The sequence below is a fragment of the Ramlibacter sp. genome, assembly GCA_019635435.1.
In the GTDB taxonomy this organism is placed as follows: domain Bacteria; phylum Pseudomonadota; class Gammaproteobacteria; order Burkholderiales; family Burkholderiaceae_C; genus JAHBZM01.
This window is the reverse complement of record JAHBZM010000001.1, coordinates 2,901,701-2,916,023: the sequence shown is the minus strand read 5'-3', so window position 1 is coordinate 2,916,023 and position 14,323 is coordinate 2,901,701. Positions and strand designations below refer to the sequence as shown.

Annotated in this window: 13 protein-coding genes; 6 read left to right on the top strand and 7 right to left on the bottom strand. The window is 67.9% G+C overall.

Annotated elements, in window-relative coordinates; genetic code table 11:
- Nucleotides 1-3: 3 nt before the first annotated feature.
- Nucleotides 4-2,730: a PAS domain S-box protein gene (locus tag KF796_14045; GenBank protein MBX3587754.1), complete on the top strand. Its 2,727-nt coding sequence runs from the start codon at nucleotides 4-6 to the stop codon at nucleotides 2,728-2,730.
- A gap of 6 nt (nucleotides 2,731-2,736) precedes the next feature.
- Here the strand turns inward: KF796_14045 and serB are convergent, their stop codons facing one another.
- The 4 genes from serB to mfd all read right to left on the bottom strand — a co-directional run bounded on the left by serB (nucleotide 2,737) and on the right by mfd (nucleotide 7,817).
- A complete protein-coding gene (serB, locus tag KF796_14040; protein MBX3587753.1) occupies nucleotides 2,737-3,468 on the bottom strand; it encodes a phosphoserine phosphatase SerB in 732 nt (243 codons plus the stop codon).
- A 41-nt stretch (nucleotides 3,469-3,509) separates the two neighbouring features.
- Nucleotides 3,510-3,938 carry a type II toxin-antitoxin system VapC family toxin gene (locus KF796_14035; protein MBX3587752.1) on the bottom strand — a complete coding sequence of 143 codons (429 nt, stop codon included), beginning with the start codon at nucleotides 3,936-3,938 and terminating at the stop codon, nucleotides 3,510-3,512.
- Entirely contained in the window at nucleotides 3,938-4,267 is a 330-nt protein-coding gene (locus KF796_14030) for an AbrB/MazE/SpoVT family DNA-binding domain-containing protein (protein MBX3587751.1), read from the bottom strand. The genes KF796_14035 and KF796_14030 overlap by 1 nt, the downstream gene beginning before the upstream one ends.
- A 79-nt stretch (nucleotides 4,268-4,346) precedes the next feature.
- On the bottom strand, nucleotides 4,347-7,817 hold the full coding sequence (gene mfd, locus KF796_14025) for a transcription-repair coupling factor (GenBank protein ID MBX3587750.1): 3,471 nt from the start codon (nucleotides 7,815-7,817) through the stop codon (nucleotides 4,347-4,349).
- Nucleotides 7,818-7,890: 73 nt separating this feature from the next.
- Here mfd and ispD point away from each other — a divergent pair, with 73 nt between their 5' ends.
- Together ispD and ispF are read left to right on the top strand one after the other, a co-directional pair.
- Complete coding sequence (ispD, locus tag KF796_14020) at nucleotides 7,891-8,586, top strand: 2-C-methyl-D-erythritol 4-phosphate cytidylyltransferase (GenBank protein ID MBX3587749.1); 696 nt, start codon at nucleotides 7,891-7,893, stop codon at nucleotides 8,584-8,586.
- Complete coding sequence (gene ispF / locus KF796_14015; GenBank protein ID MBX3587748.1) at nucleotides 8,583-9,059, top strand: 2-C-methyl-D-erythritol 2,4-cyclodiphosphate synthase; 477 nt, start codon at nucleotides 8,583-8,585, stop codon at nucleotides 9,057-9,059. Before ispD ends, ispF begins: the two co-directional genes overlap by 4 nt.
- A gap of 48 nt (nucleotides 9,060-9,107) precedes the next feature.
- Here ispF and KF796_14010 read toward each other — a convergent pair whose 3' ends face one another.
- Both KF796_14010 and ompR read right to left on the bottom strand, forming a co-directional pair.
- Nucleotides 9,108-10,445 (bottom strand): HAMP domain-containing protein, encoded by a 1,338-nt coding sequence (locus KF796_14010; protein MBX3587747.1) that lies wholly within the window; start codon nucleotides 10,443-10,445, stop codon nucleotides 9,108-9,110.
- 133 nt (nucleotides 10,446-10,578) lie between these two features.
- Nucleotides 10,579-11,310 (bottom strand): two-component system response regulator OmpR, encoded by a 732-nt coding sequence (gene ompR / locus KF796_14005; protein MBX3587746.1) that lies wholly within the window; start codon nucleotides 11,308-11,310, stop codon nucleotides 10,579-10,581.
- Nucleotides 11,311-11,474: 164 nt separating this feature from the next.
- On the opposite strand from ompR, the gene KF796_14000 reads away from it, so the two are divergent.
- Both KF796_14000 and KF796_13995 read left to right on the top strand, forming a co-directional pair.
- Nucleotides 11,475-11,750, top strand: a complete 276-nt coding sequence (locus tag KF796_14000) for a hypothetical protein (protein MBX3587745.1) — start codon at nucleotides 11,475-11,477, stop codon at nucleotides 11,748-11,750.
- Between the two features lie 100 nt (nucleotides 11,751-11,850).
- A complete protein-coding gene (locus KF796_13995; GenBank protein MBX3587744.1) occupies nucleotides 11,851-12,558 on the top strand; it encodes an SIMPL domain-containing protein in 708 nt (235 codons plus the stop codon).
- A gap of 12 nt (nucleotides 12,559-12,570) precedes the next feature.
- Here KF796_13995 and KF796_13990 read toward each other — a convergent pair whose 3' ends face one another.
- Nucleotides 12,571-13,341: a 3-hydroxybutyrate dehydrogenase gene (locus KF796_13990; GenBank protein ID MBX3587743.1), complete on the bottom strand. Its 771-nt coding sequence runs from the start codon at nucleotides 13,339-13,341 to the stop codon at nucleotides 12,571-12,573.
- A gap of 76 nt (nucleotides 13,342-13,417) precedes the next feature.
- Here KF796_13990 and KF796_13985 point away from each other — a divergent pair, with 76 nt between their 5' ends.
- Entirely contained in the window at nucleotides 13,418-14,320 is a 903-nt protein-coding gene (locus KF796_13985; protein ID MBX3587742.1) for an alpha/beta hydrolase, read from the top strand.
- Nucleotides 14,321-14,323: the final 3 nt, after the last annotated feature.

Genomic DNA, 14,323 nt, shown 5'->3' with positions numbered 1-14,323 from the left:
CCGATGCGCCTGCGCTGGCTTGTGTTTTGCCTGCTGGCCTGCCTGTGGCAGGGCGCGGCCTGGGGCCAGGCCTCGGTGGTGCTGGGCAACGAGGGCAGCTATGGCCTGTCGCGCGTGTTTGACCACCTGGAGGACCCGGGCGGGGCCCTGACGCTTGACGAGGTCCGCCAGCCCGCGGCGCAGGCCCGCTTTGTGGCCGTCTCGCGCGATGCCACGGCGACCTACACCAACTTCGGGCTGACCTCGTCAGCGATCTGGTTGCGAGCGGACCTGCGCACCCCGCCCGGTGCCCCGCATGAATGGCTGCTGGAGGTGGCCTATCCGCCGCTGGACCGCATCGACCTGTACGTACCCGATGCCCACGGTGGCTACACGCACACCCAGGCGGGCGACACCGTGGACCCGCGCGACCGCGTGCCCCACCGCAACCACGTGCTGAGGGTGTCGTTGCCGCCCGGCGAAGGCCACATGGTCTACATGCGGATCGCCTCGCAAGGCCCGGTGTCGGCGCCCACGCGGCTGTGGCAGCCGGCCGCCATGGCCACCAACGACCAGGCCACGTTTGCCGCGCTGAGCCTGTACTTCGGGTTGCTGCTGGGCCTGCTGTTCTACAACCTGCTGCTGTACTTCTCGGTGCGCGACGGGGCCTTCCTGCTGTATGTGGCGTTTGCCGCGGGCATGGGCGTGGCGCAGGCGTCGCTGACGGGGTTCGGGCCGCGCTTCATCTGGTCCGGCTGGTCCTGGTGGATTGCTGTGTCGCCCAACGTGGGCAACTCGATGGCCGCGGTGTTCGGCATGCTGTTTGCCCGAAATTTCCTGGCCAGTGCCACGCGCATGCCCTGGATCGACCGGCTGGCCCTGGGCCTGGTGGCGGGCTGGTTCGTGAACTTCGTGGCGGCGCTGACCCTGCCTTACACCGTGTCGGCATGGCTGTCCACGTTTCTTGCGCCGGTGAGCGTGGTGGTGCTGGTGGCCGCCGGCATCCAGGGGGTGCGGCTGCGTCACCCGGGCGCGGGGTATTTCCTGGGCGCGTGGATGATGCTGTTGCTGGGCGTGGCCGCGCTCACGCTGCACAACACGGGGCTGCTGCCCTCCAACCTGGTGACCGCCAATTCGCTGCTGATCGGTTCGGCGCTGGAGATGGTGCTGCTGTCGTTCGCGCTGGGCGACCGCATCAACGGCGTGCGGCGCGAGAAGGAGCAGGTCCAGGCCCGCATCGAGGCCGAGCACGCACTGGTGGAGGCGCTGCGCGAGTCGCAGGAGCGCTACAAGACCCTGCTCGAGGAGCGCGAGATCATCCTGGAAAGCTCGATCGTCGGCATCGCCTTCCTCACGCCCGAGGGGCGTTTCCGCTGGGCCAACCAGGCCATGCTGCAGATCTTCGCCGCCCAGGGCCAGCCCGTGACCAGCATGGAGCCGTTCTACCTCAGCCGCGAGCAGTACCTGCGCGTGGGCGGCGAGGTGGCCGACGCGATCCGCCGTGGCGAGGTCTACGAGCAGGAACTGGAGGTGCAGCAGGCCACGGGCAAGCGGATCTGGATCTCGCTGTCGGGCAAGGCCGTGAGCCACCGCGACCTCACGCAGGGCACGGTCTGGGTGATCATGGACATCACGCGGCGCAAGGTGCTGGAGGCCGAACTCAAGCGCACGTCGTCGGAGCGCGAGGCCATCCTCAACAGCGCCACGGTGGGCATCGTGCTGTCGGTGGCGCGCCGCCACGAGTGGGTCAACGAGAAATTCGCCAGCATGCTGGGCTACCCGCGGCAGGTGCTGATCGGGCAGGGCTCGGAATACATCCATGCCGACCTGGACGCCTGGAGCCAGTTTGGCGTGGAGGCCCGCGCCGCCCTGATTGAAACCGGCACCTACATCTGCGAGCGCCAGCTGCGCCGGCGCGACGGCAGCCTGCTGTGGGTGGAAATGGGCGGCAGCTGCATCCGTCCCAATGAGCCCGACTCGGGCGTGATCTGGACCTTTCTGGACATCACCGGGCGCAAGCGCTCGGAGCAGGAAACCCGCGAGGCGCTGGAGCAGCAAAGGGCCCTGAACGAACTGCGCACGCGCTTCGTGGCCATGACCAGCCATGAGTTCCGCACCCCGCTGGCGGCCATCCTGTCGGCCGGCGAGCTGCTGCGCGACTACGGTGACCGCCTGCCGCCCGAGGAGCGCGCCGAACTGCTGGACAGCATCGCCGCGGCGGTTCAGCGCATGTCACGCATGATGGACCGCGTGCTCCTGCTGGGCAAGGCCGATGCTCAGATGCTGGAGTTTGCGCCGCAGCCGCTGGACCTGACGCCGCTGTGCCGGCAGTTCGTGGACGAGGCCAAGGCCCAGCACCCCGACTCCAGGAGCGAGGTGCTCACGGCGTTTGCGCCGGACCTGCGCCGCGGCCTGTACGACGAGAAGCTGCTGCGCCACATCTTTGGCAACCTGCTGTCCAACGCGCTCAAGTACTCGCCGGGCGGCGGCACCGTGCGCTTCAGCGTGCGCCATGACGAAAAGGGCAGCACGGTGTTCGAGGTGGCGGACCAGGGCATTGGCATTCCGCCCGACGAAATCACCCACCTGTTCGAGTCGTTCCATCGCGCCAGCAACGTGGGCAGCATCCAGGGCACGGGCCTGGGGCTGGCCATTGTCAAGACGGCGGTGGACAAGCATGGCGGGCGCATCGAGGTGGACAGCGTGCCCGGCGAGGGCACGCGCTTCGCGGTCTGGCTGCCGCCGGCCTGAACGGGGTCAGGCGGCGGGTCGCACCACTTCCAGCAGCCGGTCCAGCCCGCCGCTGTTGATGGCCACCATGGCCTGTTCGCGCACCCTGGGCTTGGCATGGTAGGCCACGGACAGGCCGGCCACGCCCATCATGGGCAGGTCGTTGGCGCCGTCGCCCATGGCGATGGCCTGTTTCGGGCTGATGCCCAGCGCGGCGCAGGTTTCCAGCAGCATCTTGCGTTTTTCGTCGCCGTCGCAGATGTCGCCCCAGGGCTGGTCGACCATGCGGCCGGTCAGCTGGCCGCAATTGGGGCCGGACTCCACCTCGAGCATGTTGGAGCGCGTGAAGTCGATGCCCAGCGTGTCACGCACCCGGTCGGTGAAGAACGTGAAGCCCCCCGACACCAGCAGCACCTTCAGGCCCGCCGCCTTGCAAGCGGCCACCAGCTCGGCCGCGCCGGGGTTGATCCGCAGGCGCGTGGTGTAGACCAGTTCCATGTCGGCCACCGTCACGCCGCGCAGCAGCGCCACGCGGCGGCGCAGGCTGTCCTTGTAGTCGGTGATCTCGCCGCGCATCGCGGCTTCGGTGATGGCGGCCACTTCTTCCTTGCGGCCGGCCGCGTCGGCGATCTCGTCCACGCACTCGATGTTGATGAGCGTGGAGTCCATGTCAAAGGCGATCAGCCTGAAGTCCGCCAGCTGCAGCGGCGGGGTGAAGTTCTGGATGACGAGGCCGGGAGAAATTTCAGAAGCGGGCATGGTGGGGATTGCTATGGGGTTTGTAGCGGTGTGCGCGGAATTCACAGGGGCTGCAGCCAGTTTTCGAGCTTGAGGCCGGGCACGCGGGAAAATTCTGCATCGGCGGTGACCAGCGTGGCACCCAGCGCCAGGGCGTGGGCGGCGATCAGGGTGTCGTTGGCACCCATGGGGGTGCCGGCTTGCTCCAACAGGGTGCGCATCGGGGCGTAATGTGCGGCGACTTCGGGCTCAAGTGGCATGACGGTCACCGAACCCAAAAGCAGCTGGTAGTGCGTTTGCCAGCGTGGGTGGGTGCGCCGTCTCAACCCGAAAAGAAGCTCGCATTGAACAATCACACTGGTGCACAGGGTGCCTGGGTCATCTTTGGTCAGTACTTTGCGGAAACGTTGTGCGGCCATGCCCTCGGGATTGCGCATCATGTCCGACATGATGTTGGTGTCCAGCAGGTACAGGCGCGCGTCTGCCACCATCAGTCTTCACCCAAATCAATGTCGTCCAGGGGCAACAGGCCCGCGTCCACATCGGGGAACTCTTCGTCGATAGGGCCCAGTTTGGCCATTTCGTCCAACGCATGCGCCAGCGCCGCCGGCGTGCCCCGCTTGGGCTTGTCGGGCACCAACTCCAGGATCAGGCGGTTGCCTTCGCGGTGCATCAGCGCCTGCGTGCCCGGCAGCTCGAATTCCTTGGGGATGCGCACCGCCTGATTGGCGCCGTTGCGAAACAGCTTGACGGCCCTGACCCCCGACACGTCTGTGTAGGGGGCTATGGTTTCTGAAGCAATGTGGCGAGGTTGGGTCATGGCAAACCTCCTGTTTCCGGGAGGATTCAGTTTAGCATATGCCAAGGCATATGCTGGCCATTTCAGGGCGGGTTCTGTCTCAGGCCAGCGCCTGTACTTTGGGTTGCCCCAGGCTGCGCAGCACATCGCGCACCATCTGGGCCCGGTCCTTGGGTTCCTTCAGTTCACGCTCGATGCGCAGCTTCTCGTTGCCGGCCAGCTTGATGTGCTTGTTCTTCTGGATCAGCTCGATGATGCGCATCGAGTCGATCGGCGGGTTGGGCCGGAAGGTGATGGTGATCACGCCGGGCGCGGCATCGACCTTGACCACGCCATAGGGCTTGGCCAGCACGCGCAGGCGGTGCACGTCGATCAGGGTCTGCGCCTGCGGCGGCAGCTTGCCGAAGCGGTCCACGATTTCCTCGAGCAGGGCATCGATCTGGTCGGTGGTTTTGGCGGTGGCCAGCTTCTTGTAGAAGCTCAGGCGCAGGTGCACGTCGCCGCAGTAGTCGTCGGGCAGCAGGGCCGGGGCGTGCAGGTTGATGTCGGTGGTGACGCTGAGCGGGCTCAGCAGGTCCGGCTCCTGGCCGGCCTTGAGGCTGCGCACGGCCTCGCTGAGCATCTCGTTGTACAGCTGGAAGCCGATCTCCAGCATGTTGCCGCTCTGGTTCTCGCCCAGCACCTCGCCGGCGCCGCGGATTTCCAGGTCGTGCATGGCGAGGTAAAAGCCGCTGCCCAGTTCCTCCATCTGCTGGATGGCCTCCAGGCGTTGGGCCGCCTGCTTGGTCAGGCTTTCGGTGTCGGGCACCATGAGGTAGGCGTAGGCCTGGTGGTGGCTGCGGCCCACGCGCCCGCGCAGCTGGTGCAGCTGGGCCAGGCCAAAGCGGTCGGCCCGGCTCATCACGATGGTGTTGGCCGTGGGCACGTCAATGCCGGTCTCGATGATGGTGGAGCACAGCAGCAGGTTGTAGCGCTGGGCCACGAAGTCGCGCATGACCTTTTCCAGCTCGCGCTCGGGCATCTGGCCGTGGGCCACGGCAATGCGGGCCTCGGGCAGGATTTCCTCGAGCTTGAGGCGCCGGTTCTCGATGGTCTCGACCTCGTTGTGCAGAAAATAAACCTGGCCGCCGCGCTTGAGCTCGCGCAGCACGGCCTCGCGGATCACGCCGTTGCCCTCGTTGCGCACAAAGGTCTTGATGGCCAGCCGGCGCTGCGGCGCGGTGGCGATCACGCTCAGGTCGCGCAGGCCCTCCAGCGCCATGCCCAGCGTGCGCGGGATGGGGGTGGCGGTGAGCGTGAGCACATCGACCTCGGCGCGCAGGGCCTTCATGGCCTCCTTGTGGCGCACGCCAAAGCGGTGTTCCTCGTCGATGATCAGCAGGCCCAGGTTCTTGAACCTGGTGGACTCGCTGAGCAGCTTGTGCGTGCCCACCACGATGTCCACGCTGCCGTCGGCGATGCCCTTGATGGATGCGCTGATCTCCTTGCCCGAGCGAAAGCGCGAAACCTCGGCCACCTTGACCGGCCACTTGCTGAAGCGGTCCACCAGCGTCTGGTAATGCTGCTCGGCAAGCAGGGTGGTGGGCGCGAGGAAGGCCACCTGCTTGCCACCGGTCACGGCAATGAAGGCCGCGCGCAGGGCCACCTCGGTCTTGCCAAAGCCCACGTCGCCGCAGACCAGCCGGTCCATGGGCTGGGGGCTGATCATGTCCTGAATGACGGCATGGATGGCGCCGCGCTGGTCGGCGGTTTCTTCAAAGCCGAAGTCGTTGGCAAAGGTCTCGTAGTCCTGCGGGCTGTAGCGGAAGGCGTGGCCCTCGCGCGCGGCGCGCCGGGCATAGATGTTGAGCAGCTCGGCGGCCGAATCGCGCACCTGCTGGGCAGCCTTGCGCCTGGCTTTCTCCCACTGGCCACTGCCCAGCTTGTGCAGCGGCGCCTCGTCGGCACTGACGCCGGTGTAGCGGCTGATCTGGTGCAGCTGGCTCACCGGCACGTAGAGCGTGGCCTTGTCGGCGTATTCCAGGTGCAGGAACTCCTGCGCCGTGCTGGCGCCGCCGGCGCTGGTGCCAGGGCCCAGGTCCATGTTGATCAGGCCCTTGTAGCGGCCAATGCCGTGCTGGGCATGGACCACCGGGTCGCCCACATTGAGTTCGCTCAGGTCCTTGATCAGCGCCTCGACGTCGCTGACCTGCTCCTGCTTGCGCCGCCGGCGCGTCGTGGGGCCGGCCGCGAACAGCTCGGTTTCGGTGACGAAGTCCAGGCCCTCTTCGAGCCAGCAGAAGCCCGCGCTCAGCGCGGCGGTGGCGATGCCCAGCTTTTCATCGCTGGCCTGGAACTCGGCCAGCGAGTCAAAGGCCGGCGGCACCACATGGCTGGCGCGCAGAAAATCCAGCAGGCTTTCGCGCCGGCCGTCGCTCTCGGCCAGCAGCAGCACGCGGTGCGCGGTGTTGCGCAGGTGGTCCTTGAGGCGGCCCAGCGGCTCTTCGGCGCCGCGCACCACCGACAGTTCGCCAAGTTTCTGGAAATGCGCGTTGTCAGCCACGTCCTCGATGGCCGGGCGGATGGCCAGCTGGGCGTGCCCGTTGGCCAGCGCGTAGAACTGCTCGGTGCCCAGGAACAGCGCGGGCGGCGGCAGCACCGGGCGTTCGGGGTCGCCCTGGACCAGCCGGTAGCGGTCCTTGGTGTCCTGCCAGAAGTGCTGGAAGGCGGGTTCCAGGTCGCCATGCAGCACCACCGTGGCGTCGGCGCCCAGGTAGTCGAAGACCGTAGCCGTGTCCTCAAAGAACAGCGGCAGGTAGTACTCGATGCCGGCCGTGGCAATGCCCTGGCCGATGTCCTTGTAGATGCGGCTCTTGGTCGGGTCGCCTTCAAGCAGCTCGCGCCAGCGGCTGCGAAAGCGCGCGCGGGCCGGTTCGTCCATCGGGAACTCGCGGCCCGGCAGCAGGCGCACTTCGGGCACGGGGTACAGGCTGCGCTGGGTGTCGGGGTCAAAGGTGCGGATGCTGTCGATCTCGTCGTCAAACAGGTCCACGCGGTAGGGCACGGGCGAGCCCATGGGGAACAGGTCGATCAGGCCGCCGCGCACCGCGTACTCGCCGGGGCTGACCACCTGCGTGACATGGCTGTAGCCCGCCAGCGTGAGCTGGGCCTTCAGGCGTGCCTCGTCCAGCTTCTGCCGGGCCTTGAACTGGAAGGTGTAGCCCGCCAGAAAGGCCGGCGGTGCCAGCCGGTACAGCGCGGTGGTGGCCGGAACGACCACCACATCGGCCGCGCCCTGCGAGATGCGCCACAGCGTGGCCAGACGCTCGCTGATCAGGTCCTGGTGCGGTGAGAAGCTGTCGTAGGGCAGAGTTTCCCAGTCCGGGAACAGCGCGGTGCGCAGGTCCGGCGCGAAGAACGCGATTTCATCGATCAGGCGCTGCGCGTCGGTGGCGTCGGCGGTGACGATGGCGGTGAGCGTCTTCGCGGCCGTCTGGCGCTGCGCCAGGCGCGCGAGCAGCAGGGCGTCGGCCGAGCCGGCGGGGCGGGGCAGCGTGAAGCGCTTGCCGGGGGTGAGCTTGGGTAATTCCATAAAAATACAAAACACCCCTCGCCTGAAAAAGGGAGGGGTGTGAGGCCCCGATTCTAGAATGGGGGCCTTGCACATGACTGTCAGCAGCCCCGCGCCCACCTTCTTCGCCCTGATTCCCTGCGCCGGGACCGGCAGCCGTGCGGGCACCGGGGGCCCCAAGCAATACCAGCCGGTGGCGGGCCGGCCCATGGTGCTGCACACGCTGGCCGCGTTCGCGGCGGTGCCGCGGATCGCGCGCTGCCTGGTCGCCGTGGCGCCGGGCGACACCTTCCTGCAGCCGCCATCCGCTTCTTTTTTGATAGCGCCCTGTGGCGGCCCCACAAGGGCTGCCACCGTATTGAATGGCCTGAAGGCGCTTGCCGCGGCGGGCGGGCAGCCCCACGACTGGGTACTGGTGCATGACGCGGCGCGCTGCCTCGTGACGCCGCAACAGATCGAGGCCCTGATGGCGGCCTGCGAGCACGACGCTGTGGGCGGCCTGCTGGCCCACAAGCTGCCCGACACCCTCAAGCGCGAAGTCGCAGGCCGCGTGGTCGCCACCGTCGAGCGGGCCGACAAATGGCTGGCCCAGACGCCGCAGATGTTCCGCCTGGGGGCGCTGACCGGCGCGCTGGCCGCGGCCGGCGACGCGGTGACCGACGAGGCCAGCGCCATGGAGGCGGCGGGCCACCGGCCGCTGCTGGTGCCCGGCGGCGCGCAGAATTTCAAGGTGACCTACCCCGATGATTTCGCACTGGCCGACGCCGTGCTCAGGAGCCGTGCCCCATGAACATCCGTGTTGGCGAAGGTTGGGACGTGCATGCGCTGGTGCCGGGGCGGCGCCTGGTCATTGGCGGCGTGGCCATTCCGTTCGAGCGCGGGCTGCTGGGCCATTCCGACGCCGACGTGCTGTTGCACGCCATCACCGATGCGCTGCTGGGCGCGGCCGGGCTGGGCGACATCGGCACCCTGTTCCCCGACACCGACGCGCAGTTCCAGGGCGCCGACTCGGCCGTGCTGCTGGCCGAGTCCGCGCGCCGCGTGCGTGCGCTGGGCTGGCAGATCGGCAATGTGGACAGCACCGTGGTGGCCCAGGCGCCGCGGCTGGCGCCGCACCGCGCGGCCATGGTGGCCGCGATTGCGCAGGCGCTGGGCGTGGCTGCGGACCAGGTCAACGTGAAGGCCAAGACGGCCGAGAAGCTGGGCCCGGTGGGGCAGGGCCAGAGCATCGAGGCACGTGCCGTGGTGCTATTGTTTAAATAGCACGAAGTGGCCGCCAGTCCTGGACTCCAGACCGTTTGGGCCTGAAACTCACTCGGGTTTGGGCTTTTGCAGCTTGATGTGGGCCGCCAGCCCGCCCGAGGTGGTGTTGGCCAGCGCAAAAATGCCGCCCATGCGCTGCACCGTCTTGTCCACGATCGCCAGGCCCAGGCCGGCCCCGGTGGCCGCCGTGCGCGCTGCATCGCCGCGGAAGAAGGGCTTGATCAGGTTGGGAAGCGCCTCGGGCGCCACGCCCATGCCGTGGTCGCGCACCTTGAGCAGCACCCATTCACCGCGTGACTTGGCCGCCACGTCCACCACGGCAATGCCCGTTTCAGGCGTCTTGCCGTAGCGCCGCGCGTTCTCCAGCAGGTTGGACAGCACGCGCGCCAGCTCGACCTCGTCGGCCAGCACATACAGGCCCTTGGACACGTCCAGGTTGATGCGCATGTCGCCATGGTCCTGCACGGCATAGAGGCAGGCCTCGATCACGTCGTTGAGCAGCACCGGCTTGAGCTCGGCATGGTCGGGGCGCGCGTAGTCCAGGAACTTGTCGATGATGGCGTCAAGCTGGTCAATGTCGGCCGCCATGTGCTCGCGCGCGTCGGCGTCGGCCACGCTCATCTCGGTCTCCAGCCGCAGCCGGGCCAGCGGCGTGCGCAGGTCATGTGAGATGCCGGCCAGCATGACGGCGCGGTCCTGCTCGATCTTGGCCAGCTGCTGGGCCATGCGGTTGAAGCCGATGTTGACCTCGCGGATCTCGCTGGTCACGGCCTTCTCGTCGAGCCGGCTGGCGTCAAAGTCGCCGTCGCGCACGCGGCTGGCCGCGAACGACAGCTGCTTGAGAGGGCGGTTGATCAGCCGCGCGATCAGCGCCGAGCCCGCCAGCGAGAGCGCCGCCGCCACCATCAGCCAGATCAGCCAGGTGCGCCCGCCCAGCGGCGAGAAGCGGTTGCGGTCCATCAGCAGCCAGTAGGCGTCGCTGTCGATCTTGAAGCCCACCCACAGGCCGACCTCGCCATTGACGCTGCTGGCCACCACCGTGCCCGCGCCCAGGCGCGACGAGAGTTCCTCGACCACGCGCTCGTCCAGCGTGTCGGGATCGAAAATCGCAAAGCGGTCATTCGGCTCGCGCGGCAGGATGCGCACATGCTCCTGGTCGGCCAGGGTCTTGATCAGCGAGACGCGCGCGATCGAGTCCGAATGCACCAGCGCGGCGCGGCTGAGATTGACCAGCGAGGCGATCTGCTGCGCGGTCTGCACCGCGCGCGGCTCGAACTCCAGCGCGCGGAAGGTCTGCAGCCAGGCCACGATACTGCCGATCAGCAGCAGCGACAGCAAAAAGAAGGTGCGCCAGAACAGGCTCAGCGCCACCCGCCGCGGCCGCATTTCAAGCGGCGCCGGCGCGGTCTCCAGCGGGGCGGGCCCCGTGGCGTCAATGCTGGTGGTTACGGCTCGGATCAATTCGTCTCACCCCTGCCTTGTTTGAATGGATCAGCAGGCACGGGGCCAGACGGTCGTGTCAACCCGCGCCGTCCGGAACGAACACGTAGCCCACGCCCCAGACGGTCTGAATATAGCGCGGCGCGGCGGCGTCGACCTCGACCAGCTTGCGCAGGCGCGAGACCTGCACGTCCAGGCTGCGGTCGAAAGGTTCAAACTCGCGGCCGCGCGCCAGTTGCGCGAGCTTTTCGCGCGACAGCGGCTGGCGCGGGTGGCGCACCAGCGCCTTGAGCATGGCGAATTCGCCGGTGGTCAGCGGCAGTTCCTCGCCGTTCTTGTGCAGGGTGCGGGCGCCCAGGTCGAACGCGAACGGGCCGAAGTTCACCACCTCGTTGTCGCTGGACGGCGCGCCCGGCGCTTCCTGCGCGGGGCGGCGGCGCAGCACCGCGTGCACGCGGGCCAGCAGCTCGCGCGGGTTGAACGGCTTGCCCAGGTAGTCGTCGGCGCCGACCTCGAGGCCGACGATGCGGTCCACATCCTCGCCCTTGGCGGTCAGCATGATGATGGGGGTGCGGTCATTGGCGGCGCGCAGGCGGCGGCAGATCGACAGGCCGTCCTCGCCGGGCATCATGAGGTCCAGCACGATCAGATCGGCGGTCTCGCGCAGCATCAGTCGGTTCAGGGCCTTGCCGTCTTCGGCCAGGATCACTTCAAAGCCCTCCTGGGTCAGATAGCGGCGAAGCAGGTCGCGGATGCGGGCGTCGTCATCGACCACCAGGATCTTGTCGGTACGGGCTGCGGCTTGGGTCATGTTGCTCCAACGAAATATGTAACAGAGCCAATTCTGAGGGGCTTGACGCGAGCTGTGCGGGATTTCCCCGACGGCCTGACACAGTGTTACAAATGTTGCCCCGCCGCGCAACCGCTTCACCTCAGCGATGTGAACCGGGGTCAGGCTGTCGCGTTGGAGTGCACATGAGACATTGTCTGGCCGTCATCCTCGCGTGTTCAGCCGCTGCGGCGCTGGCGCAATCGCCGCTGCCTGCCGAACCCTCCGCCGCGGCTGCGGCCGCCGAAACCGGGCCCCACAGCCTGCGGCAGTGGCTGGGCAAAGCGACCGCTGGCGCCGCCGACGGCCCGGCGCGCCGCCTCTCGGCCGACGAGCGGGCCGCGCTGCGCGAGCAGCTGCGCCAGCTTGCCGTGCGCCGCGGCAAGCCTGCCAGGGCAGGGCAGCCGCTGCAGCCGCCCTGAACAGTGGCAAGCCCCTGCAACAGCTGTTGCGGGTTGAAAACCGCCCCATGTGGGCTAACCTGTGCCACTAAGATGGCCCAGAACTTTACCGGGAGATTCCTTGAACGCTACCAAATTGATAGCTGCATGTGCCCTTGCAGCCTGCACTACCAGCCTTTTCGCCCAGAATTTGCCGTATCCGCCGCCGCAGAATGTGCTGCAGCTGTCCGCCAGCGGCACCGTGGAAGTCCAGCAGGACCTGCTGGTGATGAGCCTGAACACCACCCGCGAAGGCGCTGACGCCGCCACCGTGCAGAACCAGCTCAAGGTGGTGCTCGACGGCGCGCTGGCCGAAGCCAGAAAAACCGCGCAGCCGGGCCAGATGGACGTGCGCACCGGCAATTTCAGCCTGTACCCGCGCTATGGCCGCGACGGCAAGATCAGCGGCTGGCAGGGTTCGGCCGAACTGGTGCTTGAAGGGCGCGACTTTGCGCGCATCAGCACCGCCGCGGCGCGCATCCAGGGCCTGACGCTGGGCCAGGTGAGCTTTGGCCTGAGCCGCGAGCAGCGCGCCCGCGTCGAGGGCGATGCCCAGTCGCAGGCCATTGCCAGCTTCAAGGCCAAGGCCACCGAGCTGGCCAAGGGCTTTGGCTTTGCCGGCTACACGCTGCGCGAGGTGGCCGTGAACGCCAACGACCAGGGCTTCACGCCCCGCCCGCGCATGATGGCCATGGAGGCCAAGGCCGCGGCGTCCGACATGCCGGTGCCGGTGGAAGCCGGCAAGAGCACCGTGATGGTCACGGTGTCGGGGTCGGTGCAGCTCCGATAAGGCTTCTGCGGGCTACTGCGCCGCCCACCCGCCGTCCATGTTCCAGGCCACGCCGCGGATGTTGTTGCCGGCGGCGGAGCAGAAGAACACGGCCAGCTCGCCCAGCTCCTCGGGCGTGGTGAACTGCATCGAGGGTTCCTTCTCGCCCAGCAACTGGCGGGTGGCTTCCTCGTTGCTCCAGCCATTCGCGGCCGCCTTGGCGTCCACCTGCTTTTGCACCAGTGGCGTCAGCACCCAGCCGGGGCAAATGGCGTTGCAGGTGACCCCCGTGGTGGCGTTCTCGAGCGCGGTGACCTTGGTCAGCCCCACGATGCCATGCTTGGCCGCCACATAGGCCGACTTCTGCGCCGAACCCACCAGGCCGTGCACCGAGGCCACGTTGATGATGCGGCCCCAGTTGGCGGCCTTCATCGCGGGCAGGGCCAGCCGTGAGGCGTGGAACGCGCTGGACAGGTTGATCGCGATGATCGCGTCCCATTTCTCGACCGGGAAGTCCTCCACGTTGGCCACATGCTGGATGCCGGCGTTGTTGACCAGGATGTCCACGCGGCCGAACTGCGTGGCGGCGAATTTCATCATGTCCTCGATGTCGGCGGGCTTGCTCATGTCGGCGCCGTGGTAGGCCACCTGCACGCCGAGCGCGGCCACTTCGGCCTTGGGGCCGTCCACGTCACCAAAGCCGTTGAGCACGATGTTGGCGCCCTGGCGGGCCAGGGCCTTGGCAATGCCCAGGCCAATGCCGCTGGTGGAGCCGGTGACGAGGGCGGTTTTTCCTTTGAGCATGAGGGGTCTCCAGATGATTTACGATGCCTTGCAAGACTGAGAAACGCCTTGCAATTATCAAGCCGGCCATTGCACCATGACTGAACCTAAGCTGAACTACGTACCCTGTCCGGATACGGCCGGGGGGCACCGGATGGCCTACTGGCAGTGGGGCGCGGCCGATGCCGCCCATGTGGTGGTCTGCGTCCACGGCCTGTCACGCCAGGGCCGTGATTTCGACGTGCTGGCCCAGGCCCTAGTGGCGCGCGCGGGCGGTGCCTTGCGCGTGGTCTGCCCCGACGTGGCCGGACGCGGGCGCAGCGACTGGCTCAAGGACCCGGCCGGCTACCAGATTCCCACCTACGCGGCTGACATGCTGGCGCTGCTGGCCCAGCTGGACCAGGCGGCGCCGGTGCAGACGCTGGACTGGGTGGGCACCAGCATGGGCGGGCTGATCGGGCTGGCGGTCTGCGGCACGCCCAAGCTGCCGCTGCCCGCGCCGGTGCGCCGGCTGGTGCTCAACGACGTGGGGCCGGCCATCCAGTGGCAGGCGCTGCAGCGCATTGGCACCTACCTGGGCAACACCGGGCGGTTTGACTCGGTCCAGCAGGCGGCCGATGCCATGTGGGCCATCTCGACCAGCTTCGGCCCGCACACGCCGGCCCAGTGGCTGGCGCTGTCGCAGGCCATGGTCAAGCCGCTGCCCGGGGGCGGCGTGACGCTGCACTACGACCCGGCCATCGCGCTGCCGTTCCGCTCGATCACGCAGGAAGCCGCGGAGCAGGGCGAGGCCGCGCTCTGGCATCTTTACGACGCGGTGCAGGCGCAGACCCTGCTCACGCGCGGCGCCCAGTCCGACCTGCTGGCACGCGACACCGCGCTGGCCATGACGCAGCGCGGCCCGCATGCGCGGCTGGTTGAATTTGACGGGGTGGGCCATGCGCCGACCTTTGTGGACCCCGGGCAGGTGGAGGTTGTGGCCTCGTTCCTGCTCGACTGAGAT

Coding starts and splice junctions, on each gene's coding strand:
- KF796_14000 (MBX3587745.1), top strand. CDS start 11,475: ATGAGACATTGTCTGGCCGTCATCCTCGCGTGTTCAGCCGCTGCGGCG.
- KF796_14030 (MBX3587751.1), bottom strand. CDS start 4,267: ATGACCCAACCTCGCCACATTGCTTCAGAAACCATAGCCCCCTACACA.
- ompR (MBX3587746.1), bottom strand. CDS start 11,310: ATGACCCAAGCCGCAGCCCGTACCGACAAGATCCTGGTGGTCGATGAC.
- mfd (MBX3587750.1), bottom strand. CDS start 7,817: ATGGAATTACCCAAGCTCACCCCCGGCAAGCGCTTCACGCTGCCCCGC.
- KF796_14035 (MBX3587752.1), bottom strand. CDS start 3,938: ATGGTGGCAGACGCGCGCCTGTACCTGCTGGACACCAACATCATGTCG.
- ispD (MBX3587749.1), top strand. CDS start 7,891: ATGACTGTCAGCAGCCCCGCGCCCACCTTCTTCGCCCTGATTCCCTGC.
- KF796_13985 (MBX3587742.1), top strand. CDS start 13,418: ATGACTGAACCTAAGCTGAACTACGTACCCTGTCCGGATACGGCCGGG.
- KF796_14045 (MBX3587754.1), top strand. CDS start 4: ATGCGCCTGCGCTGGCTTGTGTTTTGCCTGCTGGCCTGCCTGTGGCAG.
- KF796_13990 (MBX3587743.1), bottom strand. CDS start 13,341: ATGCTCAAAGGAAAAACCGCCCTCGTCACCGGCTCCACCAGCGGCATT.
- KF796_14010 (MBX3587747.1), bottom strand. CDS start 10,445: ATGCGGCCGCGGCGGGTGGCGCTGAGCCTGTTCTGGCGCACCTTCTTT.
- serB (MBX3587753.1), bottom strand. CDS start 3,468: ATGCCCGCTTCTGAAATTTCTCCCGGCCTCGTCATCCAGAACTTCACC.
- ispF (MBX3587748.1), top strand. CDS start 8,583: ATGAACATCCGTGTTGGCGAAGGTTGGGACGTGCATGCGCTGGTGCCG.